Genomic DNA, 25799 nt, shown 5'->3' with positions numbered 1-25799 from the left:
CCGCATCAGTTTTCGCCGGCCACCGTTCGCGGTGGCTTTTTTCTGCGCGCACAATCTCCGTCGTCTCCGCACATCGATACAGCTACCCCGCTACCCAGCCATGACCACCGTCCACACCTCCTCCATCAAGAGCCTCCCGCTGCTCGCGCGCGGCAAGGTACGCGATAACTATGCCGTCGGCAACGACCGCATCCTGATGGTCGCGAGCGATCGCCTCTCGGCCTTTGACGTGATCATGGGTGAACCCATCCCCGGCAAGGGCGTGATCCTCACTCAGATGGCGCTCTGGTGGTTCGACCGGCTCGGTCACCTGTGCCCCAACCACCTGACAGGCGAAGCGCCCGAGAGTGTCGTGATGCCGGACGAGGTGCCGCAGGTCAAGGACCGCTCCATGCTGGTCAAGCGGCTCAAGCCGATCCCTGTCGAGGCGGTCGTGCGCGGCTATCTCGCGGGCAGCGGCTGGAAGGAATACCAGGAGAACCGGGCGGTCTGCGGCGTACCGCTGCCTGAAGGGCTGTCCAACGCGAGCAAGCTGCCCCGGCCAATCTTCACGCCGGCTGCCAAGGCGGCGGCTGGCGCGCATGACGAAAACATCAGCTACGACAAGGTGGTCGAAGTGGTCGGCCCGCGGCTTGCGCAGCAGATTCGCGAGACCAGCATCGCCATCTACGAGGCGGCGGCCGAGATCGCGCTGGCCAAGGGGATGATCATTGCCGACACCAAGTTCGAATTCGGCCTGGATGATGCGGGCACGCTGGTACTGATGGACGAAGTGCTCACGCCCGACAGTTCCCGGTATTGGCCGATCGAGGGCTACGAAGCCGCGCTGGCTGCTGGAACAAATCCGCCGAGCTACGACAAGCAGTTCGTGCGCGATTGGCTGGAGTCCGCGCGCATCAACGGCAAGCCATGGGACAAGACACCCCCGGCGCCGCGCCTGCCGGCCGAAGTCGTCGAAAAGACCGCGGCAAAGTATCGCGAAGCACTGCAAAGGCTCACGGGCTGATCAATCGGCCGCCGCCAATGTGAATAAGTCACAAGGCTGGCGGCAATAGTCACGCCCTGAAAACGGCCCTGTCTTCCAAACTCTTCGCATCCCCCCGATAGATGAGGAGTGCGAGATGGAAACGGCAGTGGACTTTCAGATTCGATACCTTAGGGACGAGGCTCCGGTTTCCGCGCCGCCGCCTGACGCGCTTCATCCCGGCGTGATGGCGCGCGTGCTCGACGAGATCGACCATGGTCTGCTGCTGCTGGATCTGACCGGGCGCATCCTGCACGCGAACTTCCCCGCCCGGCGTGAGCTGGCCGGAGCGCGTGGCGTGCGAAGCGTCGACGGCATGCTGTGCGCGGGGCAGCCGGAGTCGCAGTTGAAGATTCGCCACGCGCTCAAGGATGCGGAGCGCGACTGCCGCAGCATCGTCGAGCTCGAACACGCGGGTGAGTCGCTGTCCCTGGCCTTCATACCGCTCGCGGCGCTGCATGGCGAAGACAGGATCGACACGGTACTGGTCATGTGCAGCCGGCGATCGGGCTGCGAAAGTCTGACGATGCAGATGTTCGCGCGATCCAAGCATCTGACGCGTGCGGAACAGAATGTGCTGGCGCGTCTGTGCGCCGGGCACGATGCCGAGGAAATCGCCTGCCTCGAAGGCATCCGGATGTCGACCGTGCGCACGCACATCAAGAACGTGCGGCAGAAAACCGGCAGCAACAGCATCCGCGAGGTCGTCCACAGGGTGTCTCGCATGCCGCAGATCGTCTCTGCGCTCAGGCTGACCGGGGAAGACTGATCCAGGCCCGCTCTCGAGCTGCCTTCAGCGCGCTTGCGCCGTACCTAGAACGGCCACGGTGCGGCCGCTGGAGTCCAGAAGAGACATGCGTGACGATCCTTGGAGGCGATAGCTGGCGGTCGATTGAAGCGCAGCAAAAAATTGCGACTCGCTGGCGCTGCGCGCAGGATCGGCGCAGGCCATCCGCGTGGAGGCAAGCTGGCTCAGCCTGAGCGAGTTTCCGCTGCGTTCGAAGGTGCCGGACACGCGGTTGCAGCCGCCGGAGCCGCTCACTCGGCCGTTGCGGCGATCGAACTGGAGTTGCGGATCGCGCTGAGGGTCGCCGGTGGATGCGATGGGTTCACCGCCGAGTTGCTCAAGGCGCCAGACCGGACCTTCGATCGGCTCGTCCAGGCTGATGCCGCTGCCGCAGCCGGCCAGCAAACCAGCGATGAGCATTGCGGGGGCGACAAAGAGAGCGGCGTTCGAGCGGGCGGCGAGACGAAAACGCATGGCCAGTCTTTCCTTCTGCGACATATTGAAACACCGCGCCATCGTATTCGAGTCGGGGCTCAGCTCAAGACCACGCTGCTGAGCCGGCGGCGATAGCTCGCCACCGTCGGGTCGTCCGGCGGAATCTGCCCGTCGGCGACCTTCGCTTTCGGTGGCTCAATGATGTCGAGGATCGCGATGTAGGTCTTGCGCGCAAGATCGCTGTTCCAGGTCTTATCACGCATCAGGATGTCGAGCAGCTCGTCCATGGCTTCGGTCCACCGCTGCGCCGCCATGAGGAGCCTGGCCCGGTCGAAGCGAGCGTCGAAGTCACGCTTGTTGGTGGCGATGCGCGCATCGAGCCCGGCCAGGTCGGGTGCTGTGCCGGTCGCAGGCTGCGCGAAATCGATGGCGTCCATGCACCGCTGGAGTGAATCGAGGCGGCGCACCAGTGACGTCTTGGCAATCACCGGCGCAAACGCCACCTTGGCGTCGTCGATACGACCCTCCTGCAGCAGCAGTTTGACGTAGTCGAATCGAAGGTCATCATTGGCCGGATCGGTCGCGACCGCATGCTGGAGCTTTTCCAGCGCGCCTTGGGTATCGCCATCGGCGAGCGCCGCCTGGGCCGACTCCTCCTGTTCCTGCGCCTCGACCTCGTCCGCGCCCGGCACGTGCTTGTCGAGGAACTCGCGGATCTGCTCCGCGGGAATCGCGCCGACAAAGCCGTCGACCGGCTGCCCGTCCTTGAACATCACGCAGAACGGAATGCTCCGGACGCCGAACATCTGGCTCAACTGCTGCGAAATCTGGGGCACTTTATCGGCGTCGAGCTTGGCGAGGGCGAACCGCCCCGCGTATTCGACTTCGAGCTTTTCGAGCACCGGCCCCAGCTGTTTGCAAGGTCCGCACCATTCGGCCCAGATGTCCAGCAGCACCGGGGTGGTCATCGAGCCGTCGATCAGCTCGGTCTGGAAGTTTTCGAGGGTGATGTCGATCATCGCGGGAAGTTGAGGGTGAAACGTAAAATTCGAACCATGAAGCAAGCAATTCAGGTCGGCGTGGTGATGGGATCGAACTCCGATTGGGAGACGATGCGCAATGCCGTCGAGATTCTCCAGCAATTCGGCGTCTCCCACGAAGCGCGGGTGGTCTCGGCCCACCGGATGCCCGACGAATTGTTCGCCTACGCCGAAAGCGCCGCTCCGCGCGGGCTCGCCGCGATCATCGCCGGTGCAGGGGGCGCCGCCCACCTGCCGGGCATGCTCGCAGCGAAGACCACCGTCCCGGTGCTCGGCGTGCCCGTCGCCAGCCGGCACCTTCAGGGTGTGGATTCGCTCTACAGCATTGTCCAGATGCCCAAGGGCGTACCCGTGGCAACCTTTGCCATCGGCAATGCCGGCGCGGCGAACGCGGCTTTGTTTGCGGTGGCGATGCTTGCCGTCGGCAACCCCGCGCTGCGGGCGCAACTCGACGCCTTTCGCGAAAAGCAGACCCTGGCCGCGCAGTCCATGACGCTGCCGCCGGGCGAGGCGCAATCCGTGTCGCCTTTCTCGCCTCAGGGCGGAGGCGCCCTGTGATCCCGATACTTCCCGGCGCCACCCTGGGTGTCGTCGGGGGCGGCCAATTGGGCCGGATGTTCGTCCATGCGGCCCAGCAGCTGGGCTATTTCACGGCGGTGCTCGATCCGGACCCCGATAGTCCGGCCGGGCGCGTGAGCCATCACCACATCCACACGGACTACACCGATGTCGACGGCCTCGCGAGACTCGCGGGCTTGGCCGATGCGGTCACCACCGAGTTCGAGAACGTGCCCGCACCCTCACTCGAGCACCTCGCGGTGGCGCGGCCGGTCTCTCCGGGCGCGGACGCCGTCGCCATCGCGCAGGACCGCATCCGCGAGAAGGGCCACTTCGTGCGCTGCGGGGTCGACTGCGCCCCCTTTGCTGTCATTGAGACGGCGCAGCACTTGGCCGCGGTCCAGGCGGACCTTCTTCCCGGCATTCTCAAGACGGCACGGCTCGGCTATGACGGCAAGGGCCAAAGGCGCGTGGCGACCCGCGCCGAGCTGGCATCCGCCTGGGAGGACGCTGGCGGCGTGCCCTGCGTGCTCGAAAAACTCCTCCCGCTCGACTTCGAGTGCTCGGTGATCATCGCTCGCGCCGAAGACGGGCAGATGGTGCACTTTCCGGTGCAGCGCAATTTGCACCGCGACGGCATCCTCGCCGTGACAGAGGTCCATCCGCACAACATGCCTGAATCGACGGCCAAGCGCGCAGTGGCTGCCGCCCGGTCGATCGCGGAGGGCCTCTCGTACGTCGGCGTGCTGTGCGTCGAGTTCTTCGTGCTGGGCAATGGCGCACTGGTGGTCAACGAGATGGCGCCACGTCCGCACAACAGCGGCCACTGGACGCTGGACGCGGCCGACGTCTCGCAATTCGAACTGCAGGTTCGCACGCTGGCGAGCCTGCCGTTGAATCCGCCGAGGCAGCACAGCGCCGCGATCATGCTCAATCTGCTGGGCGATCTGTGGTTCGTCGATGGCGATGTCGAGGCAGAGCCGCGCTGGGCCGACGTGCTCGCGTTGCCCGGCACGCATTTGCACCTCTATGGCAAGACCGAGGCGCGGCGCGGACGCAAGATGGGGCACTTGAACATCACAGGCGAAAGCATCGAAGCGGTTCGCAGCACGGCTGATTTTGCGGCCGCGTTGTTGGGCCTGCCGATTCCGCTTTCCGAGTAACGCCTGATGATCCGCGACGGCAACACGCCTGAAGCCATCGAAGAAGCCGCCAGCGTATTGCAGGCAGGCGGCCTGGTCGCTTTCCCGACCGAAACGGTCTACGGCTTGGGCGCCGATGCGGGCAGCGACGCCGCGGTGGCTGGCATCTTTTCAGCGAAAGGACGGCCCGCGGATCATCCGTTGATCGTGCACGTCGCGGCCGGTACCAAGGGCACCGAGGCCTTGTCCCACTTCGCCGAGCCGTTGCCGGGCTTTGCCCAGAAGCTGGTGCGCGCCTTCTGGCCGGGGCCGCTGACCCTGATCGTCGAGCGCCGAGCTGGCATTGCGGCAGCGGCCGCGGGCGGGCAGGACACCATCGGCCTGCGTTGCCCCTCGCACCCTGTGGCGCAGGCGCTGCTCATCGCGTGCGCGGCGCATGGCGTCCATGGAGTTGCCGGACCCAGCGCCAACCGCTTTGGCCGCGTGAGCCCAACGACCGCTCAGCACGTGCGAGAGGAATTCGGCGACGAGCTTCTCGTGATCGACGGCGGTCCGTGCGAAGTCGGCATCGAATCCACCATCGTCGATTGCAGCCGCGGCGCGCCCGTGCTGCTTCGCCCCGGCGCGATCACGCGCGCGCAGGTCGAAGCGGCTTGCGGCGAGGCGCTGCGCGACAAGGAAGATCTCGCCGCTCCCGATCCGCGTGCCTCGGGCACTCTCGAAGCGCATTACGCGCCGAACGCCAAGGTGCGGCTGATGGATGCAAAAGCCCTGCAGGCGGGGCTCGAAGTGCTCGGTGTCAACGCAGCGCACATTGCCGTGTGGTCGCGCACCCCGCTCAAGATCCGTTCCCAGCGGATCGTGCAGCGCCGCATGCCTGACGACGCGGCGACGACCGCGCATCAGCTTTTTGCCGTCCTGCGCGCCTTCGACGCCGATGGCGCCAAGCTCATCTGGATCGAGACCCCACCCGACACGCCCGAGTGGGAAGGCGTGCGCGACAGACTGCGGCGCGCCGCCGCAGCCTGACCCAGCCAGGTTCAGGTTAGAGCCCTGCGGCCATCACACCCTGGAAGAAGCCTCGCGCGGTCGCCATGCAGAAGGGCGGCACCAGGGCCCCGTGGTAGGCCTGAGTGACAGCCGACGCCTGATCGGCCGGCGTGCCGGGCGTGCTGGCCGCCAGGCGCCCCTTGGCCGTCGCGAAGCCGGCGCGAGCGGCTGAGAAAGCGTCGGTCGCGGTCGAGTCTTCCAGATCCACCACAGTCAGCGCGCTCGCGGACATGCCGCTGGCGCGGAAGTAGCCCGCTGTCGCGCGAGTGCTCACGAAATTCACCGTCGGATCATTGGCGCCGCCGCACATCAGGACCGGCCGCAGCGGCAGCCAGTTGCGCAGATCGTTCGCTACTGCGGCCTTGCGGAAGCCCACCAACGGCCTGCAGTTCAGCGGCGCAGCGGTGTTGAGCGAAGTAGCAGTCGCAGGCAGCGCATTGCCGGGGCATGGCGTGGCCTGCACGTCGTTGGCGACTTGCGTCAGATAGCTTTGGCGGATCAGGTTGTTGGGCCCGTAGAAGATCGACAAGTCGGGAGTCACAGGTCCCGGCACCGCATTGGCCGGATAGAGCGCAAGAGGTGGCAGCTTGCCCGTCGCGAAGAGCGTGTTGACCGGGGTGAGGCTGGGCAGAAGCGTGTCGATGCCGTTGGCGTACTGGGCTTCATAAATGTCGGTGGTCGCCGCGTAGACGTTGCCGAACTGCTTCTGCCAACTGGTCGAAAGCAGCGGGGTGAACAGCGTCGAGCCCAGCGCAGGCCAGCCGCTGAAGCTGTAGTCGGTCAGTAGGCTGATGGCCGAAGGTGCCGACAGCGGCGCCGAGGCGGTCACCGTCTTGCCGGTCGCCTGCATCTCGCGATGTGCAGCCATCGCGACGTAGCCGCCTTGCGAATAGCCCGTGATGAAAAGCGAGCCACTCTCGTTCGCACCGATCAACTTGAAGGTCTTGCGGGCAGCGGTCAGGGCATCGACCATGTCCTTGCCTTGCTGGTCGCCGTTGAGGTAGGGGTGGTAAGTGAGCGTGGATTTGTCGTAGCCGGCATAGTTTGGCGCGACGACGATGAAACCCTGGGCGGCGAACATCGCGGCGACCGACAGCCCTTCGCCCGCGGCGGGTTGCGTGGCGTCGGTCCACTGGGCGAGGTTGTAGTTCTTCGCCGCCGTGGTGCCGTGCGCATACAGCACGACGGGTCGCGGGCCCGTGCATGCGGGATCGCCCCCGTTCGGCACCATGATGGCGGCTGTCGCATTGGTCGCTTCGCCCTGGCCGCCGACGGTGCGGTATTCGAGATAGCGAAGCACCAAGCCGCACTTGGGCGCACCCGCCACCTGCAGCAATGCCTGGCCCGAGGCGTTGGCGTTCAGCAGGGATGAGAAGTCGGCGACCGAGAGCTGGGCCGTCTGCTGCGGCGGCACAGTCACGACCGAGCCGCGGCCCGAGTCCACCACCGGCGGCACGTTCACCGCAAACCCGCCGCCACCGCCGCCTCCGCAGCCGGAAAGCGTCAGGACGGCGCCCGCGAGGGCAGTGGCTGTAAGGCGAATCATCGGGTGTCTCCTGCTCGGTTCTTGAATTTGCGTCCGGGCGATTCTGGGCAGGGGCCGCAATATGCGCAAGCGCGGGTTTCTGCTGGCGCGTGTGTCAGTTGCTGGTCAGTCCTGCGAAGCCCAGTCCACCAGCGCGTCGAAGGCCGGCCGCGCCGCCACGGCATTGGCATGGTTGGCGATCGCCACCACCACATAGCGCCGCCCGCTCGCGGTGTGCACGAATCCGGCGACTCCCGCCGCATCACGAAGCGTGCCGGTCTTCAAGTGCGCCGCACCGCCTGATCGCAAGGCACGTTTGCGCAGCGTGCCGTCGACGCCCGAAGCCGGCAGCGAGGACACGAGCTCGGGCATCAGCGGCGATCGCCACGCCACCTGGAGCATCTTCGCGAGCTCGGCGGCGGTAATGCGCTCGTCGCGAGAGAGCCCCGAGCCGTTGTCGAACAGAGGCTGCCCCTCGCCCGTACCGATGCGGTTGTTCCACCACTGTTGCACCGTGGCGCGCGACGCTTCGAGGTTGCCGCGCTTCTTCTGCTGCAGGCCGAGCGTGAGGAAGAGCTGCTGCGCCATCACGTTGTTGCTGTACTTGTTGATGTCGCGGATGACCTCGGCGAGCGGGGGCGACGCGATCTCGAATGCGGGCTTGAGTTCGGCGGGCACGCGGCCTTCGCGCACCACGCCCTTGATGCGGCCGCCCATCTCGACCCACAAGCCGCCCACGGCTCTCGCCGCAAAGCTGCGCGGATCGGCATAGGCGACAGGCCACACTTTTTCGCCGCAAGCGGCCGGGTAGCTGCCGGTAAAGCCGATGCGCGCCGGATCGGCGAATTCAGCTGCGAGCGTCGCGTGCCAGTCGCCGCATTCGCCTGCGGAAAGCGGCACCGTGGCTTGTGTCGCGACGCCAGCGAGCGGCGGCTCGAAGCTCACTTGCGCCATCTGCGTTGCGCGGTTCGGCACGAAGGTCATCACGACCGACTTGAAGTTGATCAGAAGGGCATCCGGCGCAGCGTTGTAGGGACGGAGCCCCTCGCCATCGAAGGCGGAGGGATCGGTGTCCGCGACTTCGAAAGCGCTGCGGTCGAGCACGATGTCGCCCCTGATGGTCTGGATGCCAAGTCCCTGCACGCGGCGCAGCAGCAGCCAGAGCCGTTCGAGTACGAGCTTGGGATCGCCCTGGCCCTTGATGTAGAGGTTGCCTTCGAGCACTCCGTCGCGGACAGGCCCGTCCACGTACACCGGCGTGGTCCATGTGAAAGCCGGTCCCAGCAAGTCGAGCGCCGCGTAGGTAGTGACCAGCTTCATGATCGATGCCGGGTTGACCTGGGCCTGGGTGCGCCATGCGAGCCGGGGCCGACCCACACCTTCTGCATCGACGACAAGCATCGTCACGGCGTCCCGCGGCACCTTCGCGCGGGCGAGCGCGGCGTCCACTTCGATGGGCAGGCTCTGCGCCGCAGCGGTCACGGGCAGCAGCGCCGCCGAAGCGAGAACAGATGCGCAAGTGATGGCGAGGCGAAGGAGGCGATGTCGTGCGGAAGCGGTGTCGAGAGGCATGCGGCGGATTATCCCGGCCGCTCCAGGGAGGGGCGTGAACGGGGAGCGAAAAAGGGCGACATGAGCCTTCCAAGACGCGAATTCCGACGCCCCTCGATAATCGCCCGATGCCCGCCGCTCCCCGATTTTCTCCGCGCACCATCGGCCTCGGCGCGGCCATCGTCACCGTCCTGGTCTGGACCGCATTCATCGTCATCGCGCGCGCTTCGGCGGCGCGGTCGCTGACGCCTTTCGACATCGCATTCGCGCGCATCAGCGGCGCTGGCCTGGTGCTCCTGCCTTGGGGCGCCTGGCTGGTCATGCGCGCGCGGCAGCGCGATCCGGCGGCAGAGAGCTCGCTTTTCGGGCTGTCGCCGCTTTCGCTGCGGCTGACCATCCTCGCCGGCGTGGTGGGCGGTTTGGGCTACCCGCTGCTGGCCTACAGCGGATTTTTCTTTGCGCCCGCCATTCATGCTTCAGTGCTGATGCCGGGCAGCCTTCCGCTGTGGACGGCGCTGCTCGCCGCTGTCGTCCTGCGCGATCGGATCACGCCCGGCCGCGCCCTGGGCTTGGCACTGATCGTGGTGGGCGATCTCTTCGTCGGCGGGGCGAGCCTGCTTCACGCGCTGCAGGGCGGCGCCATCTGGAAGGGCGATCTGCTCTTCATGACGGCCGCCTTCTGCTGGGCGAGCTACAGCGTGCTGGCGCGCAGGCACGCCCTCGAGGCGGTGCGGGCGACCATCGCCATCACGGTGTTCGCCTTCATCACCTATGTGCCGGTCTACGCCCTGCTGGCGGCGTCCGGAGTGATCGCGAGCCGGCTCGGCAGCGCGCCCATCGGCGAAGTCCTGTTCCAGATGTTGTTCCAGGGCGTCGGCTCGGTCGTCATCTCGGGCATCACCTTCACGCGGATGATCCAGCACTTCGGTCCGGTTCGTTCCACCATGATCACTGCGCTGGTGCCCGGCCTCTCGGCGCTCGGAGCGGTGGCCTTCCTGGACGAGCCGCTGTATTGGAATCTTGTCGCGGGGCTTCTGTTGGTGACTGCCGGCATCCTTTTCGGGGTTCAGCGCAGCCGGGTGGCGAATCCTCCGCCGAAAGGCGCCGTGCCCGTGGGAGGATGCGCCGATGCATAAGCTGCTCGCCTTCGACACCAGCACCGAATCGCTCTCGATCGCGGTGCGCCATGGCGATGTGTTGCTCGAGCACAGCGGCATCGGCGGCGCACAGTCGTCCTCGACTTTGATCCCGCTGATTCAGCGACTGCTCGCCGATGCCGGGCTGTCTTTGCGCGAACTCGACGCCATCGCGTTCGGTCGAGGGCCCGGTTCCTTCACCGGACTGCGCACCGCTTGCTCGGTCGCGCAGGGCCTGGGCTATGGCGCCGGTGTGCGACTGTTGCCTATCGACACGTTGCACGCCGTCGCCGAAGAGGCGCGCCATTGTTTCGGCGCGACGCGCGTGGTCGTGGTTCTGGACGCGCGCATGGAGCAGGTCTACACGGCCAGCTACGACCTTGGCATCGAAGTGATTGCCAGCGAGGCTGAATTGCTGGCGCCGGAAACCGTCGTCGTGCCGGAGGGCTGGGTCTTGGCCGGCAATGCCTTCGCTGCCTATGGCGACCGTCTGCCGCATGCTGGACCGAGACACAACGTGCTCCCGACGGCGGCCGCGATGCTGCGCCTCGCGCCCGCGCTGCTTGCGCAAGGCCGTACCGTCGCGCCGGCCGAGGCATGGCCTCTCTACGTTCGCGATAAAGTGGCGCAGACTACCGAAGAGCGTGCCGCCATCAAGGCGGCAACCACCCCCGTTCAGACATGAGTGCCGTCCTTCTTGAACCGCGCGAAGCCCGCCTTGAGCCGATTACAAGCGAGCGGGTGCCTGCCATCTGCGCCATCGAGCAGGCGGCCTACACCCATCCCTGGACGGCTGCCAACTTCACCGATTCGATGGCCGCTGGCTACCACTGCCAGTGCCTTGTAGGCCCTGGCGCCGAAGAAGGCTCCACGCCGACGCCAGGCGGCATGCGCGCGTTATGGAGTCGCGTCGCTTCGCGCACCGTCGATGAAACCATCATTGGCTATTTCGTGGCGATGAAGGGTGTCGACGAGGTCCACTTGCTCAACATCACCGTCGCGCCCGCGTTTCAGCGCCAGGGATGGGCGCCTTTGATGCTGGAGGCACTCGCCGGCTGGGCTCGCGGCCTGAGTGCGCAATGGCTCTGGCTCGAAGTACGCGCGAGCAACCTGCGCGCATTGGCCGTCTACGAACGCAACGGTTTTCGCCGTGTCGGGCTGCGCAAGGGCTACTACCCCGCGCATGCCGGCGCCCGCGAGGATGCCGTGGTGATGAGCCTGCGGCTCAACGAATCCAACAGCGCCTGGGGAGGGCTGAAATGACGCCACGACAACGCGCGATGCTGGACGAGATGGGCATCAAGCTCTTCTGGTGGCCCAGGACGGATGCCAATGGGGCTGGCGCGGCCGGCGGGGCTGGCGAACTTGCCAAGGTCGAGCCGCCGGTCGCCGTCGATGCCGATGCCGATGCGCCATCGCGGCCGGCTCCCGAGCTCGCGCCGTCGCCTGTCCAAAGGTCCTCGGTGCCGGCCGCCGCGCCGGCGGTGGAAGCTCGAGCGCCGATTGCGGCAAGGCAAGGGGCTGCCGCCGTGCTCTCGGACACACCGCGGCGCCTCTTCGGCAGCGAAGCCGCTTCAGAAGGCGGCTGGCTGATCATCGCCGACATGCCTCCCGAACTCGACGGCCGCCACGGCGAACCGTTCGCTGGCGATGCAGGCCGTCTGCTGCACAACATGCTGCGTGCACTGCAACTACAAGACGGGGAAGCGCCGGTCCACCTGATGCGGACCCATCGCGGCGTCGTTTCGGGTCAACCCACCAGTCCGCGGCCTCTGGACGAAGCACTGGCGGATTGCGTCCCGGTGTTGGCGCCTCGCCTGGTGCTCGCCCTTGGCCCATTAGCGGCCCAAACCCTCATGCAAAGCGGAGATCCACTCGGCAAGCTGCGCGGGCGTGTGGTCCCCGTCGCGCTGGTTCCGGGCGCGGAAATGGTGCCCGTCGTTGCAACTTATCACCCTGCCTACCTGCTGCGCAACCCGCTGGACAAGGCCCGCGCGTGGGCCGATCTCTGTCTCGCGGCGGAGCAACTGGCGCCGTCGGGCTGAGGTCCGGCGGCGCCTAAAATTCCGCCTCATGACCTTCCTGGACAAGCTGCGCGCCGCCGAGCGCCAAAACGGCTCGCTGCTGTGCGTCGGCCTCGACCCCGAACCGACGAAATTCCCCGCCCATCTGAAGGGCGACGCCAGCAAGATCTACGACTTCTGCGCGCGCATCGTCGATGCCACAGCCGATCTCGTCATTGCCTTCAAGCCGCAGATCGCATATTTCGCAGCCCACCGGGCCGAAGTGCAGCTTGAGCGGCTCATGGAGCACATGCGCCGCAATGCGCCCCACGTGCCGACAATCCTGGACGCCAAGCGCGGCGATATCGGCTCGACGGCCGAGCAGTACGCGCGGGAGGCCTTCGAGCGCTATGGCGCCGATGCCGTCACGCTCTCGCCCTTCATGGGCTTCGATTCCGTCGAGCCCTATTTGCGGCATCAGGGCAAGGGGGCCTTCCTGCTGTGCCGCACCAGCAATCCCGGCGGTGCCGACCTGCAGGGCCAGCGTCTGGCGGGAATCACGGGCGAGCCGTTCCTGTACGAGCATGTTGCGCGTCTGGCGCAGGGTCCGTGGAACCTGAACGGGCAGCTCGGCTTGGTGGTCGGGGCGACCTATCCGGCGGAAATCGAGCGCGTACGGGTACTTGCGCCGACGGTGCCGTTGCTGATTCCAGGCGTCGGAGCCCAGGGTGGGGATGCGGTCGCGACGGTTCGGGCCGGGTGGCGAGCCGATGCGCCGATCGTCGTCAATTCGTCTCGCGCTATCTGCTACGCCTCGGCTGGCGACGACTTCGCCGAAGCGGCCCGAAGGGAAGCGAACCGGACGCGTGACGGGCTCGAAGCTGCCAAAGCCTGAGCGACATTCCGCGTCACCCTGCAGGCATCGATGACGCGAATCTGACGAAAAAGTCACAATTCTTCACATTCGCGCGGGTTTGATGCGGGACTGATTAGTCCTTAACGACTCACTTTCCGTGCTTTGAGTCGGCCCAGTTACCGGCACGGCATTTGCCTCACGAGATCGGCGCCGGAGCGCCGAGGAGTGAGGAATCCCATGGTGGAAGACATTGCAAGCGGTCGCGCCGTGCCGACCGACGAATCGACGTGCGCGCGCGAAACGCCCGTACACGCACAACCATCGCGCGCCTTCCGACCGGAAGTGCCAGAGCGCCCTGTACCGCTTGTCGCCGCACTCTCTGCGGCTGCGGCACTCGCGGCTTGCGGAGGCGGCGGGGGAGGCGGCGGCGGGGCCGGCGCCTTTTCGGTGCAAGGTGGCAGCGGCAGCGCGACCGTGCAGGCAGGCTCGCTGACAGGCCTGGGCGCCACACCCACCGCGCAAAGCTATGTCTATACGCAAGCCAGGAGCGACGAAGAGGCCGCTCGCTTTCTCCTGCAATCGCAGTTCTCGGCCTCGGATGCGGATATCGCGGCCGTGCGGAACAGGGGTTACCTGCCGTGGCTCGGCGAACAGGTCGACCGGGCGCCGACGCAGACCGGCTGGGACTGGCTGTCGAGCAAGACCTACGGCACCGTCAACGCCGACGACATGATCTGGAACCAGCTCATCACCGCGCCTGATGGTTTTCGCAAGCGAATGGCGCTGGCGTTCACGGAAATCTTCGTCGTGTCGCTATTGGATATTGGTTCCAACTGGACCGATCACATGATGGCGCAGTACTGGGACACGCTCGTGAAGGGCGTGACCGGCAACTTCCGGCAACTGCTCGAAGACGTGACGCTCAACCCGGCGATGGGCTACTACCTCAATACCAAGGGCAACCAGAAGGAAAACGCCCAGGGACGCCAGCCGGACGAGAACTACGCCCGCGAGGTCATGCAGCTGATGACCATCGGCCTCTACCAACTCAACGCCGACGGCACCGTCAAGACCGGTGCCGATGGCGCGCCCCTCGACACCTACACACTCGACGACGTCACGAACCTGGCGCGTGTCTTCACGGGCTATGACGTCGACGTCCGCACGGACGAGAAAAACGGATCCGCAGGTGCCGTCGTCCGGACGAGCGGCAGCGTCGAGAGCAATGCGTGGACGAAGCGGCCGATGGTACTGACAGCCTCGAAGCATTCCACGCTCGAAGCCAAGTTCCTCGGCGCCACGGTGCCGGCCGGAACGGATGGCAAGGCCGCGCTCAAGATCGCGCTCGACACGCTCTTCAATCACCCGAATGTCGGCCCATTCATCGGCAAGCAGTTGATCCAGCGGCTCGTCACCAGCAACCCGAGCCCGGCTTACGTCAAGCGCGTTGCGGATGTCTTTGCAGACAACGGAAGTGGCGTGCGCGGGGACATGAAGAGCGTGTGCGCCGCGGTGGTGCTCGACAACGAAGCGCGCAGCCCGGCCGGCTTGACCGACCCGAACTTCGGACGCTTGCGCGAGCCCATGCTGCGATTCGTGCAATGGGCGCGCACCTTCGGCGCCGACTCGGCGACCGGCAACTGGAAGATCGGTGATCTCTCGCGGTCGGACGCGCAGCTCGGGCAGAGCCCGTTGCGTTCGCCTTCGGTCTTCAACTACTTCAGACCCGGCTACGTGCCGCCTTCGACCGCGATCGCGAGCGCGAAGATGGTCGCGCCGGAATTCCAGTTGGTCAACGAGACAAGCGTCGGCGGCTACATCAACTACATGCAGGGCGCGCTCCAGAGGACGACCAAGGACGTCAACGCCACCTATTCGAATGAACTCGCGCTGATGCTCGATCCGGCCGCGCTGGTGAAGCGACTGAACCTGCTGCTCACGGGCAACCAGCTTTCAGTGGCGACCGTCGCGCTGATCGTCGGGGCCCTCGCCACACCGGCCGTGACGGCATCCAGCGCCGACGGCGTCAAGCTCAATCGCGTGTATGGCGCCGTGCTCATGGTGCTGGCAGCGCCTTCGTATCTCATCCAGAAATAAGGGACCGCGCGATGTACCTGATCGATTCTGCCGCCCATACGCGCCGCGCGTTTCTGCGCCGCTCCGGCCAGCTTGCCATGGCGGGCACCGCGTTGCCCTTTGCGCTCAATCTTGCGGCGATGGGCGAAGCCGCCGCGCAGGCCGCTTCCTCGGACGACTACAAGGCGCTGGTGTGCGTTTTCCTCTTCGGCGGCAACGACTATGCGAACACCGTCGTCACCTATGACGACCCCAGCTACAACGCCTACAGCACCATTCGTGTGCCGCAGGCGGCCAATGGGATCGCCATCGCCAAGGCCGCTCTGGACTCGACGCTGCTCACGCCGACGACTGCGTTGGCCGATGCACGCCAGTACGCGCTGCATCCATCGATGGGGCAACTGGCGGGCCTTTTCAACACCGAAGGCAAGGTGGCAGTGCAGCTCAACGTCGGGCCGCTCGTGGTCCCGCTCACGCGCGCCCAGTACAACAACAGCAACAAGAAGCTCTATCCGCAGCCGCCCAAACTCTTTTCACACAACGACCAGCAGTCGATCTGGCAGTCCTCTTCGCCCGAAGGCTCGACGGTAGGCTGGGGCGGCAATCTCGGCGACCTCGCGCTGTCGCAGAACACGACCTCGTTGTTCACCTGCATGTCCGTCGCGGGCAATGCGGTGTTTCTCTCGGGCGACACCGCCCTGCAATACCAGGTCAGCACGAACGGCGCCGTCGGCATCGGCAGCGTGAAGAGCAACACGGTCTTCGGATCGGCCTCGGTCAAGTCCGCCATGGCGCAACTCGTGCAGGAGGCGCGCACCCACGCGCTAGAGAACGAATACAACCGCGTGACCCGACGCGCGGTGGAAGCCGAAACGGCTGTGACGGCGGCCATTGCCCCGGCCACCTTCACCAACGACACCTTCGCGGGACTGACCACCGGGCTCGCGAACCAGCTCAAGATGGTCTCGCGTGTCATTCGCGGGCGTGCCGCGCTCGGCGTGAAGCGGCAGGTTTTCTTCGTGTCCATGGGTGGGTTCGATCTGCACGACAACCTGATCGCCAACCAGCCAGGCCTGATGAAGCAGCTCAGCGATGCGCTGGTTGCGTTCTATCGCCAGATGGAGGCGCTGGGCGTCGGGGACAAGGTCACGGCTTTCACGGCGTCGGATTTCGGCCGCACGCTGGCGAGCAATGGCGATGGCTCCGATCACGGCTGGGGTAGCCATCACTTCGTCGTCGGCGGCGCGGTCAAAGGCAAGCAGTTCTATGGCACGCCGCAGGTGGTGAGCATCAACAACGACCCGAAGCTCGCCGGCTACGAAGGGCACGTGGGGCAGGGGCGGCTGATTCCCACGACCTCGGTCGATCAGTACGGTGCAACGTTGGCCAGGTGGTTCGGCGTGCCGGACATCGATCTGCCGGGCATCCTGCCGAACCTGAAGAACTTTGGCGGCAACTTCAACGGTCTCGAGTATCCGAAGAACCTGGGCTTCATGGGCTGAGGCGACTGGAGTAATCTCCTGGCCCGATGAAGGCAAGGAGCCACGATTGACTCAGTTACTTCCACTTCTTGGCATCGCCGGCGCTTTGGCGGTCGGCGTGGTGAGCCCGGGGCCCAGCTTCGTGATGGTCGCGCGCACGGCCGTGTCGCTTTCGCGCTCGCAAGGCGTGGCGGCGGCATTCGGAATGGGGCTGGGCGGGGCCTGCTTTGCGCTTGCTGCACTGGCCGGGCTGCAGGCGTTGCTGCTGGCCGTGCCGACGCTCTATGTGGTCCTCAAGGCCGCGGGCGGTTTTTATCTTGCTTATCTCGGCGTGCGGATCTGGCTCGGCGCGAGCCAACCTTTGTCGATGGGTTCATCAGCGCGGGGTGCGGGTGGAGCGAAGCGTCAGGCGGGCCGCGCGTTTCTGCTTGGATTGGCGACGCAACTGAGCAATCCGAAGACGGCGATCGTCTACGCCAGCGTCTTCGCCGCATTCCTTCCGCCGACGCCTTCGCTCGGTTTCGCAGTGGGCATCGTGGCGGTGGTCTTCGCGCTTGAAACGAGCTGGTATGCGCTGGTGGCGCTGGCCCTCTCCGCGAGTGGGCCCCAGAAAACCTATCTCCGGTACAAAGCCTGGGCGGACAGGTTCGCCGGCACGGTCATGGTCTGCCTGGGCCTGCGGCTTCTGGCTACAGCCCAACGCGCCTGAAAGGAAATCGATGAGCACCGATCCGTTCCCAATGGAAGGCGGCTGCACCTGCCGCGCAGTCCGCTACCGCATGGCGACTCGACCGCTCTTCGTGAACTGCTGCCATTGCCGCTGGTGCCAGCGCGAGAGCGGCAGTGCGTTTGCAATCAACGCGCTGATCGAACGCGACCGCTTGCAGTTGCTGCAAGGCGACGTGGAAATGGTCGACACCCCTTCGCTGAGCGGCAAAGGCCAGAAGATCGCGCGCTGTTCGCAATGCCGGGTCGCCCTGTGGAGCCACTATGCAGGCGCGGGCGAGGCGATCGCTTTCGTTCGCGTCGGCACGCTCGATTCGCCCGACGCCCTGCCGCCAGACATCCACATCTACACGGCTTCGAAGCAGCCTTGGGTCGTGCTGCCGGCGGGCGTACCGGCGACTGCGGAGTACTACAGCGGCTCGCAGTACTGGCCGGCGGAGAGCCTGGAACGGGTCAAGGCCTTGAAGCCGAAGCGCCCAGCCGCTGCGACACCTGATCCGCGCACGCCTTGAGGGCGAGCGCGATCTCGCCGTCCCAATCCGTGTCGAAGATGGCGGACGGCCCAATGGCCGTGAGCGCCAGCGAGATGGCTCCGGTGTGATCGAAGACCGGCGCTGACATCGCGCTCACACCGGGCAGGATTTCGCCGTCCGAGCGGCTGACGCCGTGGCTGCGGACTTCGCGCAATTGCGACTCGAAATCCTGCCAGCTCGGCAGAGGTCGCGCTGGCGGCATGCCTCGCCGGGGAGCGTGCGCCGTGGCCGCGCCCTTGCGCTCGCGCCGGCGTTCGTCCTCGAGCAGTTGCTTGACGACCGCTGGATCCAGGTAGGCGCCAAACAGACGGCCCGACGCCGTGTTGGTGAGCGAGAACACCGTGCCGTGCCGCATGTTCACGTGCAGCGGCGCTGGCGATTCCGCGATCCGCACAATGGTGGCGCCCCGGTCGCCCCAGACGGCGATGGCCACGGTCTGCCCGATCTGCTGCGCCAGTTCGGCGATCAGCGGCGTGGCGACGTGAACCGGGTTCGCCTGCTGAAGGCTGATCAACCCCAGTTGCAACGCGAGCGGTCCGAGCAGATAGTGGCCGCTGACGCGATCCTGCTCGATGAGCCCCAGCCGGCCGAAACTGACCATGTAGGGATGCGCCTTGGCGGGAGACATCTCCGCTTCGCGCGCGAGGTCCTTCAGCGCCATGGGTCGTCCGTTGTGGACCAGGGCGCGAAGCAGTTGCCCGCCGACTTCGATGCTCTGGATGCCGCGTTGGCTGCGCTCGTTGTCTGTGCTCATCGCCAGTCCCTTTTGTTCGTTTCTGCGGAAGGCATTAGACATTAACTGATTGGCGATCTAAACTGCGCGCATTCGTTTACGCCGAATCAATTTACGTTAGACAAATTTTTACAAGGAGACCCGTGATGACCGAGGTCAAGAAATTCGCCAGCCAAGCCGATCTGGAAGAAAAGAAAATCACCTTCAGCCAGATCTCCGAGCACGCCTGGGCCTATACGGCCGAGGGCGATCCCAACACCGGGATCATCATCGGCGACGACTGCGTGCTGGTGGCCGATACGCAGGCCACGCCCGCCATGGCGGCCGATGTGGTCCGGCGCATCCGCGAGGTGACCGACAAGCCGATCAAGTACGTCGTGCTGACGCACTATCACGCCGTTCGTGTGCTCGGCGCCGCCGCCTACAAGCCCGAGCACATCATTGCCAGCCAGGACACGCGCGACCTCATCGTGGAGCGCGGCGAGCAAGACAAGGCGAGCGAGATCGGTCGCTTCCCCCGGCTGTTCCAGAACGTCGAAACCGTGCCGCCGGGGATGACTTGGCCGACCATCACGTTCACCGGCAAGATGACCTTGTGGCTGGGCAAGCTCGAAGTGCAGCTCATCCAGCTGGGCCGCGGCCACACCAAGGGCGACACGGTCGTCTGGCTTCCGGAGGAGCGGGCGTTGCTCAGCGGCGACCTGGTCGAGTTCGACGCCACGCCCTACGCCGGCGATGCCTACTTCCAGGACTGGCCGCAGACGCTGGACAACATCGCCGCGTTGAAGCCGAAGGCGCTCGTTCCGGGGCGCGGTGCCGCGCTGACGACCGCCGATCAAGTGGCGAAGGGCCTCGCAGGCACCCGCAGCTTCATCGCCGACGTCTACAGCAGCGTTCAGGAAGGCGTCAAAGCCGGCCGCGACCTCAACGCGGTCTACAGGGACACCTATGCCAAGCTCAAGCCCAAGTACAGCCAGTGGGTCATCTTCGACCATTGCATGCCCTTCGACGTGAGCCGTGCCTACGACGAAGCGTCGGGCCATGTCGATCCGCGCATCTGGACCGCCGAGCGCGACATCGAAATGTGGAAGGCGCTGGAAGGCTGAGCGATGCAGGGCGTCGACTATCAGTCGCTGCACTTCGACTACAGGCGCCACGCGGACCAGGACGCCGCGCCGCCCGCGCGGCATCCGGTCGTGGTGGTCGGCGCCGGCCCCGTGGGGCTCGCATTGGCAATCGATCTTGCGCAACGGCAGGTGCCGGTGGTGCTGCTCGACAACGACCACACGCTGTCCACCGGCTCGCGCGCCATCTGCTTCGCAAAGCGCACGCTCGAAATATTCGATCGGCTGGGTTGCGCCGATCGCATGGTGGCCAAAGGGGTGTCGTGGAAGGTCGGCAGGGTGTTCTTCAAGGACGAGCAGGTCTACAACTTCGACCTGCTGCCCGAAGAGGGACATGAGCGGCCGGCATTCATCAACCTGCAGCAGTACTACGTCGAAGGCTATCTGTCGGAGCGCGCCGCCGAGCTGCCGCTGATCGACATCCGCTGGAGCAACAAGGTGGTCGGCATTGCGCAGCATGCGGAGCACGCGCTGCTCACCATCGAGACGCCCGAGGGCAACTACCAGCTCGCCGCCGACTATGTGGCGGCTTGCGATGGCTCGCGATCCAGCCTGCGGCAACTGCTTGGACAGGAGGCCAAGGGCCGCGTCTTCCGGGACCGCTTCCTGATCGCCGATGTGAACATGGACGCGGGGCTTCCGACCGAGCGGCGCTTCTGGTTCGATCCGCCTTTTCATCCCGGCCAAAGCGTGCTGCTTCACAAGCAGGCCGACAACATGTGGCGTGTCGACTTCCAGCTTGGCTGGGACGCCGATCCGGTGGAAGAGCGCAAGCACGAAAACATCATCCCGCGCGTGCGCGCATTGCTCGACAGCATCGGCCATGAGCGCGTGCAGTTCAGCATCGGATGGGCCAGCGTCTATACCTTCGCCTGCCAACGCATGGAGCGCTTTCGCCATGGCCGCGTGCTGTTCGCTGGCGACTCGGCGCATGGCGTGTCGCCCTTCGGCGCGCGCGGTGCGAACTCGGGCGTGCAGGACGCGGACAACCTCGCGTGGAAGCTGGCTGCCGTCATCAGGCGCGAAGCACCCGACGCGCTGCTCGACAGCTATGCGAGCGAGCGCGAATACGCGGCCGACGAGAACATCCGCCACTCGACCCGTGCCACCGACTTCATCACGCCGAAGAGCGAAGTCAGCAGCCTGTTTCGAGACGCCGTGCTCGAACTTTCCAAGCGCCATGCCTTCGCACGGGCGCTGGTCAACAGCGGGCGTCTCTCGGTCCCGAGCACGCTGAGCGAGTCGCCGTTGAACACGCCCGACGAGGATGCTTTCGACGGCCGGATGGCGCCTGGTGCGCCCGCCGCCGATGCGCCGATCGTTCGGGCCGACGGCTCCGCCGGATGGTTGCTGCGCGAGCTGTGTCCCGCCTCATCCGCGGGCGCTGCGTGCTTCACCGCTGTGGTTTTCGGCCAAGGCGAGGAGGCCGAACACAGTCTGCAAGCACTGGCAGAGGCCGACGTGCCGCTGCACGTGGTGCGGGTCAGCGCGACGGGCGAAGGCGAAATCGCGGCTCGCCGCTACGACGCGCGTTCCGGCACTGTTTACCTGCTGCGTCCCGACCAGCACGTGTGCGCGCGCTGGCGCCATCCCACATCCCACGTCGTGCGTTCCGCGCGCGATCGTGCCCTGGCAAAGGCATAGAAGACGATGGAACTCATCACCACCCCAAACCTCGACGCGCCCGACGATTTCTACGAGGCGCTGATCGAAGCACACCAGGGCTTGTCGACCGAAGAAAGCCACGCTCTGAATGCCCGGCTCGTGCTTGTGCTCGCCAATCACATCGGCTCGATGCCGGTGCTTCGCCAAGCCCTTGAGGCCGCTTCGAGCGCCGCTGAGACTCCCAAAGGAGAAAGGACACCATGACCGACGCATCCGCCGGCGAGCGCCGCTATCAAAGCGGCTTCGGCAACGAATACGCGACCGAAGCCGTCGCAGGCGCCTTGCCCCAAGGCCGCAACAGCCCGCAGCGCGCGCCCTTCGACCTGTATCCCGAGCTGATTTCCGGCACGGCCTTCACCGCGCCGCGCCACGAAAACAGGCGCACGTGGATGTACCGGCGCCAGCCCTCCGTGGTGTCCGGACGCTACAAGCCCTACGCGCAGGCGCAATGGAAGACCGGTGCCGATCGTGAGATGCTCCTGCCGCCCGAGCCGCTGCGCTGGGCGCCGATCCCGATGGACAACGCCAACGTCGACTTCGTCGATGGCGTCCATACGATCGCCGCCAACGGCGATGCCGAAGCGCAGACCGGCGTCGCCGCGCACGTGTACATCGCGAACCGCTCCATGGAGCGCCGCGCCTTCGTCAACGCCGATGGTGAAATGCTTTTCGTGCCGCAGCAGGGTCGTCTTGAAATCACCACTGAGATGGGCGTGCTCGACGTCAAGCCCGGCGAGATTGCGCTGGTGCCGCGAGGCGTGGCCTTCAAGGTCGGCCTGCCGGATTCGGAATCTGGCGCAGGACCTTCCCGCGGCTACGTTTGCGAGAACTACGGCGCGCAATTCCGCTTGCCCGAGCTGGGCCCGATCGGCTCGAACGGCCTTGCCAATGCGCGCGACTTCCAGGCGCCCGTCGCCGCCTTCGAGGAAGCGAGCGCGGCCTACGAGCTCGTCAAGAAGGCGGGCGGCCGCTTCTGGTCGGCGCCGACAAGGCAATCGCCCTTCAACGTCGTCGCCTGGCACGGCAACCTTTCGCCCGTGAAATACGACACGGCGCATTTCATGACGATCGGCTCGATCAGCTTCGACCATCCGGATCCTTCGATCTTCACAGTGTTGACTTCGCCGAGCGACACGCCCGGGACCGCCAACTGCGACTTCGTGATCTTTCCGCCGCGCTGGCTCGTCATGGAAGACACCTTCCGTCCACCCTGGTACCACCGCAATCTCATGAGTGAATTCATGGGGCTGGTCTATGGGCAGTACGACGCCAAGCCGGGCGGCTTCAAGCCTGGTGGTGCGAGCCTGCACAACTGCATGGTTCCGCACGGCCCCGACGAAGAAGCTTTCGAGAAGGCGAGCCGCAGCGAGCTCAAGCCGCAGAAGCTCGACAACACGCTCGCCTTCATGTTCGAGAGCCGCTATCGCTTCATCCCCACCGAATTCGCGATGAAGAGCCCGGCGCTCGACAACGACTACGCCGACTGCTGGGCCGGCCTCAAGGATCAATTCACCCCATGACCTACGCCATCAACACCACACACGATCCGAAGCTGCGCAGTTGGGTGTCATCGGCCAACGAAGCCGGCTGCGACTTTCCGATCCAGAACCTGCCCTTCGGACGCTTTCGGCCTGCTGGCAGCAGCGAGGGCTTTCGCATCGGGATCGCGATCGGCGATCAGGTGCTTGATCTCAAGGCTGCCGGACTCATCGATACGGACGACATGAACGTGCTGCTGGGGCGAGGCGCAGCGGAACGCCAGGCGCTGCGCAGCGCCATCTCCGAAGGGCTGCGCGAAGGCAGCCCGAAGCAGGCCGCCTGGAGCAAGGCCCTGTCGGCGCAATCGTCCGTCGAGATGACCGTGCCCTGCCGCATTGGCGACTACACCGATTTCTACACGGGCATTCATCACGCAACCACCGTCGGCAAGCTGTTCCGCCCCGACCAGCCTCTGATGCCCAACTACAAGTGGGTGCCGATCGGCTACCACGGCCGGGCCTCGTCCATTGGCGTGAGCGGCCAGCGGTTCAAGCGCCCGCAGGGGCAGACCAAGGCGCCCGATGCCCAGGCGCCGAGCTTCGGCCCATCGAAGCGGCTCGACTACGAGTTGGAGCTCGGGTTCGTCGTTGGCCGCGGCAATGCCTTGGGCGAGCCCATCGCCATCGCTGATGCCGAGCAGCATCTCTTCGGGGTGACGCTGCTCAACGACTGGTCAGCGCGCGATTTGCAGGCTTGGGAATATCAGCCGCTCGGCCCTTTCCTGGCAAAGAATTTTGCGACGACCGTATCGCCGTGGATCGTCAGCATGGAGGCGCTCGCGCCTTTCCGTGCGAAGTTTGCGCGCCCTGAAGGAGATCCGCAGCCGTTGGCCTATCTCGATGCACCTGCCAATCGCGAAAGCGGCGCGCTCGACATCACGCTCGAGGTGTGGCTGCAGACCGCGAGGATGCGCGACGCAGGCGAGTCGGCTGTGCGGCTCACGCGCGGAAACACGACGGAAGCTGCCTATTGGACCGCTGCGCAACTCGTCACGCACCACACGGTGAACGGCTGCAATCTGCAGCCTGGCGATCTGCTTGGATCAGGCACGCTGTCAGGGCCGAATCCGGACGAGGCGGGGTCTCTGTTGGAACTCACCCTGGGTGGCAAGCAGCCGATCACCCTGCCCAATGGCGAACGCCGCGCCTTCCTCGAGGACGGCGACACGCTGAGCCTGCGCGGCTATTGCGAGCGCGCAGGCGCGGTGCGCATCGGGCTGGGTGAGGTGAGTGGGACGGTGGTCGCTATAGGCTGATTGCGACAAGATCAAGCGGTCAGCGGCGCCTAAGTACCGGCAGCCGCCCGCGACGCTTCAAGATGCGCCCGCGCCCGCTCGGCCAGCGCCATTTCGCCCGGCGTGCCTGGCGCGAACGCATCGACCGGCAACGGACGGCCATGCGAATCGACGGAGACGAAGACGATCAGGCACTCGGTGGTCTTCTGCATCTCGCCGCCCTTCATGTCGCCGCTGCGCACTTCGACCGAGATGTTCATGCTGCTGTTGCCGGTGTAGGCCAGGCGGGCCTCTACCTCCACCAGGTCGCCAATCATGATCGGTCGGTGGAAGCGAATGCTGCCGAGGAACACGGTCACGCAATAGCGCTTGGACCAGCTCGTCGCGCACGCATAGCCGGCTTCGTCGATCCACTTCATGACAGTGCCGCCGTGAACCTTGCCGCCGAAATTGACGGCGCTGGGCTCGGCCAGAAATCGCAGGGTGATGGACGACATGTATTCCTGGGCGATAAGTTGAACGATGAAACGCCCTCGCGGATTATGCGAGCGCCGGGGCGGGGTCGGCACCAAAGAGTTGCGCCAGCGTGCGTCGCAGCCAGGCATTGCCGGCGTCGGCGTGAAAGCGTTCGTGCCAGTGCTGTTTGACCGCGTAGGTCGAAAGTGCAAAGGGCGGATCCATCATCTTGACCGGCTCCTGGGTCACGAGGACTTCGCCGAGGATGCGCGGCACGATCACGATCAGCTCGGTGTGCGCCACGATGCGCGCCACGCTCAGGAAGCTCGACAAGCGCACCACGACGTTGCGCGTGAGGCCCAGTCGCGCAATGGTCTTGTCGATGATGGCGTGGCCGGTGCCCGAGGACGAGATCACCGCATGGGCCTCGCCCTCGAAGCGCTTGAGCGTGAGGCGCGCGCCGATGCGCGGATGGTCCCGCGCCACCAGGCAGACGAAGTTCTGCGCAAAGAGCGTCTGTTGGTAGAACCCCGCGTCGAGTTGCGGCATGAAGCCCACCGCCAGATCGACTTCGCCGTCTTCCAGGCGGCGCCCGCTGTCGGTCGAGATGATTTCGGTCTCGATGTGCACACCAGGGGCTGAGCGCCGCAGATGGTCCAGAAGCCGGGGCAGCAGCACCACTTCGCTGATGTCCGTCATGCAGATGCGAAAGGTGCGCTGCGCCTCGCCCGGATCGAAGCCGCCGCGGCTGCCGCGCGCCTGGTCGAGCTGGGAGAGCACTTCGCGCACATGAATGCACAGCCGCTGTGCATAGGGCGTGGGTTGCATGCCCTGCGCAGTGCGCGCGAACAACCGGTCATCGAAGTGCGCGCGCAGCTTGTTCAGCATGGTGCTGGCTGCGGCCTGCGCCATGCCCAGGCGGTCCGCGGCCTTGGAGACGCTGCCGGTCTTGTAGATCTCGTCGAACACGGCGAGCCATTCGAGATCGAGTTTGGACATGAGGGCCTCCGGAATGCTCAGAACGTCAGAACTTCAGAACGGGCATTATCTAAAAACGCAATTGTGGGTATCGAGTTGTCCATCTTGAACAAATAGTAGGTGCGGCCAACAATCGCATTCGGGCTT

26 protein-coding genes are annotated in these 25799 nt (G+C 65.6%); 19 read left to right on the top strand and 7 right to left on the bottom strand.

What is annotated here, in order from left to right:
• Window positions 1–100 precede the first annotated feature (100 nt).
• A complete protein-coding gene (locus AC1DMA_RS14965) occupies window positions 101–1006 on the top strand; it encodes a phosphoribosylaminoimidazolesuccinocarboxamide synthase (RefSeq protein ID WP_478144698.1) in 906 nt (301 codons plus the stop codon).
• Between the two features lie 115 nt (window positions 1007–1121).
• Complete coding sequence (locus AC1DMA_RS14960; RefSeq protein WP_478144697.1) at window positions 1122–1793, top strand: helix-turn-helix transcriptional regulator; 672 nt, start codon at window positions 1122–1124, stop codon at window positions 1791–1793.
• Window positions 1794–1817: 24 nt separating this feature from the next.
• Here AC1DMA_RS14960 and AC1DMA_RS14955 read toward each other — a convergent pair whose 3' ends face one another.
• Together AC1DMA_RS14955 and AC1DMA_RS14950 are read right to left on the bottom strand one after the other, a co-directional pair.
• Window positions 1818–2285, bottom strand: a complete 468-nt coding sequence (locus AC1DMA_RS14955) for an META domain-containing protein (protein ID WP_478144696.1) — start codon at window positions 2283–2285, stop codon at window positions 1818–1820.
• A 59-nt stretch (window positions 2286–2344) separates the two neighbouring features.
• Complete coding sequence (locus AC1DMA_RS14950; RefSeq protein ID WP_478144694.1) at window positions 2345–3265, bottom strand: tetratricopeptide repeat protein; 921 nt, start codon at window positions 3263–3265, stop codon at window positions 2345–2347.
• A 36-nt stretch (window positions 3266–3301) separates the two neighbouring features.
• On the opposite strand from AC1DMA_RS14950, the gene purE reads away from it, so the two are divergent.
• The 3 genes from purE to AC1DMA_RS14935 are packed head-to-tail and all read left to right on the top strand — an operon-like array spanning window position 3302 to window position 6015.
• Window positions 3302–3844 (top strand): 5-(carboxyamino)imidazole ribonucleotide mutase, encoded by a 543-nt coding sequence (gene purE / locus AC1DMA_RS14945; RefSeq protein WP_478144692.1) that lies wholly within the window; start codon window positions 3302–3304, stop codon window positions 3842–3844.
• Window positions 3841–5007 carry a 5-(carboxyamino)imidazole ribonucleotide synthase gene (locus AC1DMA_RS14940; protein ID WP_478127428.1) on the top strand — a complete coding sequence of 389 codons (1167 nt, stop codon included), beginning with the start codon at window positions 3841–3843 and terminating at the stop codon, window positions 5005–5007. The genes purE and AC1DMA_RS14940 overlap by 4 nt, the downstream gene beginning before the upstream one ends.
• A gap of 6 nt (window positions 5008–5013) precedes the next feature.
• Window positions 5014–6015, top strand: coding sequence for an L-threonylcarbamoyladenylate synthase (locus AC1DMA_RS14935; RefSeq protein ID WP_478144691.1), 1002 nt, complete (start codon window positions 5014–5016; stop codon window positions 6013–6015).
• A gap of 16 nt (window positions 6016–6031) precedes the next feature.
• On the opposite strand, the gene AC1DMA_RS14930 is transcribed toward AC1DMA_RS14935, so the two are convergent.
• Together AC1DMA_RS14930 and dacB are read right to left on the bottom strand one after the other, a co-directional pair.
• Window positions 6032–7582 (bottom strand): alpha/beta hydrolase family protein, encoded by a 1551-nt coding sequence (locus AC1DMA_RS14930; RefSeq protein ID WP_478144690.1) that lies wholly within the window; start codon window positions 7580–7582, stop codon window positions 6032–6034.
• 105 nt (window positions 7583–7687) lie between these two features.
• A complete protein-coding gene (gene dacB / locus AC1DMA_RS14925) occupies window positions 7688–9133 on the bottom strand; it encodes a D-alanyl-D-alanine carboxypeptidase/D-alanyl-D-alanine endopeptidase (RefSeq protein WP_478127425.1) in 1446 nt (481 codons plus the stop codon).
• 107 nt (window positions 9134–9240) lie between these two features.
• Between dacB and AC1DMA_RS14920 the strand changes: the two genes are divergently transcribed.
• The 9 genes from AC1DMA_RS14920 to AC1DMA_RS14880 all read left to right on the top strand — a co-directional run bounded on the left by AC1DMA_RS14920 (window position 9241) and on the right by AC1DMA_RS14880 (window position 17902).
• Window positions 9241–10248: a DMT family transporter gene (locus AC1DMA_RS14920; protein WP_478144689.1), complete on the top strand. Its 1008-nt coding sequence runs from the start codon at window positions 9241–9243 to the stop codon at window positions 10246–10248.
• Entirely contained in the window at window positions 10241–10933 is a 693-nt protein-coding gene (gene tsaB / locus AC1DMA_RS14915; RefSeq protein ID WP_478144688.1) for a tRNA (adenosine(37)-N6)-threonylcarbamoyltransferase complex dimerization subunit type 1 TsaB, read from the top strand. Before AC1DMA_RS14920 ends, tsaB begins: the two co-directional genes overlap by 8 nt.
• Window positions 10930–11511 (top strand): GNAT family N-acetyltransferase, encoded by a 582-nt coding sequence (locus tag AC1DMA_RS14910; protein WP_478144687.1) that lies wholly within the window; start codon window positions 10930–10932, stop codon window positions 11509–11511. The genes tsaB and AC1DMA_RS14910 overlap by 4 nt, the downstream gene beginning before the upstream one ends.
• A complete protein-coding gene (locus AC1DMA_RS14905) occupies window positions 11508–12293 on the top strand; it encodes a uracil-DNA glycosylase family protein (RefSeq protein ID WP_478144686.1) in 786 nt (261 codons plus the stop codon). Before AC1DMA_RS14910 ends, AC1DMA_RS14905 begins: the two co-directional genes overlap by 4 nt.
• A 28-nt stretch (window positions 12294–12321) precedes the next feature.
• Entirely contained in the window at window positions 12322–13146 is an 825-nt protein-coding gene (pyrF, locus tag AC1DMA_RS14900) for an orotidine-5'-phosphate decarboxylase (RefSeq protein ID WP_478127420.1), read from the top strand.
• Between the two features lie 198 nt (window positions 13147–13344).
• Window positions 13345–15204, top strand: coding sequence for a DUF1800 domain-containing protein (locus AC1DMA_RS14895; protein ID WP_478144685.1), 1860 nt, complete (start codon window positions 13345–13347; stop codon window positions 15202–15204).
• Window positions 15205–15215: 11 nt separating this feature from the next.
• Window positions 15216–16685, top strand: coding sequence for a DUF1501 domain-containing protein (locus AC1DMA_RS14890; RefSeq protein WP_478144684.1), 1470 nt, complete (start codon window positions 15216–15218; stop codon window positions 16683–16685).
• 46 nt (window positions 16686–16731) lie between these two features.
• Entirely contained in the window at window positions 16732–17373 is a 642-nt protein-coding gene (locus AC1DMA_RS14885) for a LysE family translocator (RefSeq protein ID WP_478144683.1), read from the top strand.
• A 10-nt stretch (window positions 17374–17383) separates the two neighbouring features.
• Window positions 17384–17902, top strand: a complete 519-nt coding sequence (locus AC1DMA_RS14880; RefSeq protein ID WP_478144682.1) for a GFA family protein — start codon at window positions 17384–17386, stop codon at window positions 17900–17902.
• On the opposite strand, the gene AC1DMA_RS14875 is transcribed toward AC1DMA_RS14880, so the two are convergent.
• A complete protein-coding gene (locus tag AC1DMA_RS14875; protein ID WP_478127415.1) occupies window positions 17844–18677 on the bottom strand; it encodes an IclR family transcriptional regulator in 834 nt (277 codons plus the stop codon). The two genes, AC1DMA_RS14880 and AC1DMA_RS14875, sit on opposite strands and share 59 nt — an antisense overlap.
• 125 nt (window positions 18678–18802) lie before the next feature.
• On the opposite strand from AC1DMA_RS14875, the gene AC1DMA_RS14870 reads away from it, so the two are divergent.
• The 5 genes from AC1DMA_RS14870 to fahA are packed head-to-tail and all read left to right on the top strand — an operon-like array spanning window position 18803 to window position 24239.
• The gene (locus AC1DMA_RS14870; protein ID WP_478127414.1) at window positions 18803–19762 is read left to right on the top strand and encodes an MBL fold metallo-hydrolase; all 960 of its coding nucleotides are present in this window, start codon (window positions 18803–18805) and stop codon (window positions 19760–19762) included.
• A 3-nt stretch (window positions 19763–19765) separates the two neighbouring features.
• Window positions 19766–21424 carry an FAD-dependent oxidoreductase gene (locus tag AC1DMA_RS14865; RefSeq protein WP_478144681.1) on the top strand — a complete coding sequence of 553 codons (1659 nt, stop codon included), beginning with the start codon at window positions 19766–19768 and terminating at the stop codon, window positions 21422–21424.
• A 6-nt stretch (window positions 21425–21430) separates the two neighbouring features.
• Window positions 21431–21649 carry a DUF2783 domain-containing protein gene (locus AC1DMA_RS14860; RefSeq protein WP_478127412.1) on the top strand — a complete coding sequence of 73 codons (219 nt, stop codon included), beginning with the start codon at window positions 21431–21433 and terminating at the stop codon, window positions 21647–21649.
• Complete coding sequence (gene hmgA / locus AC1DMA_RS14855) at window positions 21646–22965, top strand: homogentisate 1,2-dioxygenase (RefSeq protein ID WP_478144680.1); 1320 nt, start codon at window positions 21646–21648, stop codon at window positions 22963–22965. Before AC1DMA_RS14860 ends, hmgA begins: the two co-directional genes overlap by 4 nt.
• Window positions 22962–24239 (top strand): fumarylacetoacetase, encoded by a 1278-nt coding sequence (gene fahA / locus AC1DMA_RS14850; RefSeq protein ID WP_478144679.1) that lies wholly within the window; start codon window positions 22962–22964, stop codon window positions 24237–24239. The genes hmgA and fahA overlap by 4 nt, the downstream gene beginning before the upstream one ends.
• 29 nt (window positions 24240–24268) lie before the next feature.
• Here fahA and AC1DMA_RS14845 read toward each other — a convergent pair whose 3' ends face one another.
• Both AC1DMA_RS14845 and AC1DMA_RS14840 read right to left on the bottom strand, forming a co-directional pair.
• Window positions 24269–24715, bottom strand: coding sequence for an acyl-CoA thioesterase (locus AC1DMA_RS14845; protein ID WP_478127409.1), 447 nt, complete (start codon window positions 24713–24715; stop codon window positions 24269–24271).
• Between the two features lie 43 nt (window positions 24716–24758).
• Window positions 24759–25673 (bottom strand): LysR family transcriptional regulator, encoded by a 915-nt coding sequence (locus AC1DMA_RS14840; protein WP_478144678.1) that lies wholly within the window; start codon window positions 25671–25673, stop codon window positions 24759–24761.
• Window positions 25674–25799: the final 126 nt, after the last annotated feature.

The sequence above is a fragment of the Variovorax sp. 05N34 genome, from assembly GCF_056397405.1.
The sequence above is the reverse complement of the archived record's forward strand: the minus strand, read 5'-3'. Positions and strand labels throughout refer to the sequence as shown.

What these genes read in the sequence shown, in the direction of transcription:
- AC1DMA_RS14890 (WP_478144684.1), top strand. Translation starts at nt 15,216, where the DNA reads ATGTACCTGATCGATTCTGCCGCCCATACGCGCCGCGCGTTTCTGCGC.
- AC1DMA_RS14875 (WP_478127415.1), bottom strand. Translation starts at nt 18,677, where the DNA reads ATGAGCACAGACAACGAGCGCAGCCAACGCGGCATCCAGAGCATCGAA.
- AC1DMA_RS14950 (WP_478144694.1), bottom strand. Translation starts at nt 3,265, where the DNA reads ATGATCGACATCACCCTCGAAAACTTCCAGACCGAGCTGATCGACGGC.
- purE (WP_478144692.1), top strand. Translation starts at nt 3,302, where the DNA reads ATGAAGCAAGCAATTCAGGTCGGCGTGGTGATGGGATCGAACTCCGAT.
- tsaB (WP_478144688.1), top strand. Translation starts at nt 10,241, where the DNA reads ATGCATAAGCTGCTCGCCTTCGACACCAGCACCGAATCGCTCTCGATC.
- AC1DMA_RS14960 (WP_478144697.1), top strand. Translation starts at nt 1,122, where the DNA reads ATGGAAACGGCAGTGGACTTTCAGATTCGATACCTTAGGGACGAGGCT.
- AC1DMA_RS14845 (WP_478127409.1), bottom strand. Translation starts at nt 24,715, where the DNA reads ATGTCGTCCATCACCCTGCGATTTCTGGCCGAGCCCAGCGCCGTCAAT.
- AC1DMA_RS14955 (WP_478144696.1), bottom strand. Translation starts at nt 2,285, where the DNA reads ATGCGTTTTCGTCTCGCCGCCCGCTCGAACGCCGCTCTCTTTGTCGCC.
- fahA (WP_478144679.1), top strand. Translation starts at nt 22,962, where the DNA reads ATGACCTACGCCATCAACACCACACACGATCCGAAGCTGCGCAGTTGG.
- AC1DMA_RS14880 (WP_478144682.1), top strand. Translation starts at nt 17,384, where the DNA reads ATGAGCACCGATCCGTTCCCAATGGAAGGCGGCTGCACCTGCCGCGCA.
- AC1DMA_RS14965 (WP_478144698.1), top strand. Translation starts at nt 101, where the DNA reads ATGACCACCGTCCACACCTCCTCCATCAAGAGCCTCCCGCTGCTCGCG.
- AC1DMA_RS14935 (WP_478144691.1), top strand. Translation starts at nt 5,014, where the DNA reads ATGATCCGCGACGGCAACACGCCTGAAGCCATCGAAGAAGCCGCCAGC.
- AC1DMA_RS14840 (WP_478144678.1), bottom strand. Translation starts at nt 25,673, where the DNA reads ATGTCCAAACTCGATCTCGAATGGCTCGCCGTGTTCGACGAGATCTAC.
- AC1DMA_RS14860 (WP_478127412.1), top strand. Translation starts at nt 21,431, where the DNA reads ATGGAACTCATCACCACCCCAAACCTCGACGCGCCCGACGATTTCTAC.
- AC1DMA_RS14905 (WP_478144686.1), top strand. Translation starts at nt 11,508, where the DNA reads ATGACGCCACGACAACGCGCGATGCTGGACGAGATGGGCATCAAGCTC.
- AC1DMA_RS14865 (WP_478144681.1), top strand. Translation starts at nt 19,766, where the DNA reads ATGCAGGGCGTCGACTATCAGTCGCTGCACTTCGACTACAGGCGCCAC.
- dacB (WP_478127425.1), bottom strand. Translation starts at nt 9,133, where the DNA reads ATGCCTCTCGACACCGCTTCCGCACGACATCGCCTCCTTCGCCTCGCC.
- pyrF (WP_478127420.1), top strand. Translation starts at nt 12,322, where the DNA reads ATGACCTTCCTGGACAAGCTGCGCGCCGCCGAGCGCCAAAACGGCTCG.
- AC1DMA_RS14930 (WP_478144690.1), bottom strand. Translation starts at nt 7,582, where the DNA reads ATGATTCGCCTTACAGCCACTGCCCTCGCGGGCGCCGTCCTGACGCTT.
- hmgA (WP_478144680.1), top strand. Translation starts at nt 21,646, where the DNA reads ATGACCGACGCATCCGCCGGCGAGCGCCGCTATCAAAGCGGCTTCGGC.
- AC1DMA_RS14870 (WP_478127414.1), top strand. Translation starts at nt 18,803, where the DNA reads ATGACCGAGGTCAAGAAATTCGCCAGCCAAGCCGATCTGGAAGAAAAG.
- AC1DMA_RS14895 (WP_478144685.1), top strand. Translation starts at nt 13,345, where the DNA reads ATGGTGGAAGACATTGCAAGCGGTCGCGCCGTGCCGACCGACGAATCG.
- AC1DMA_RS14910 (WP_478144687.1), top strand. Translation starts at nt 10,930, where the DNA reads ATGAGTGCCGTCCTTCTTGAACCGCGCGAAGCCCGCCTTGAGCCGATT.
- AC1DMA_RS14920 (WP_478144689.1), top strand. Translation starts at nt 9,241, where the DNA reads ATGCCCGCCGCTCCCCGATTTTCTCCGCGCACCATCGGCCTCGGCGCG.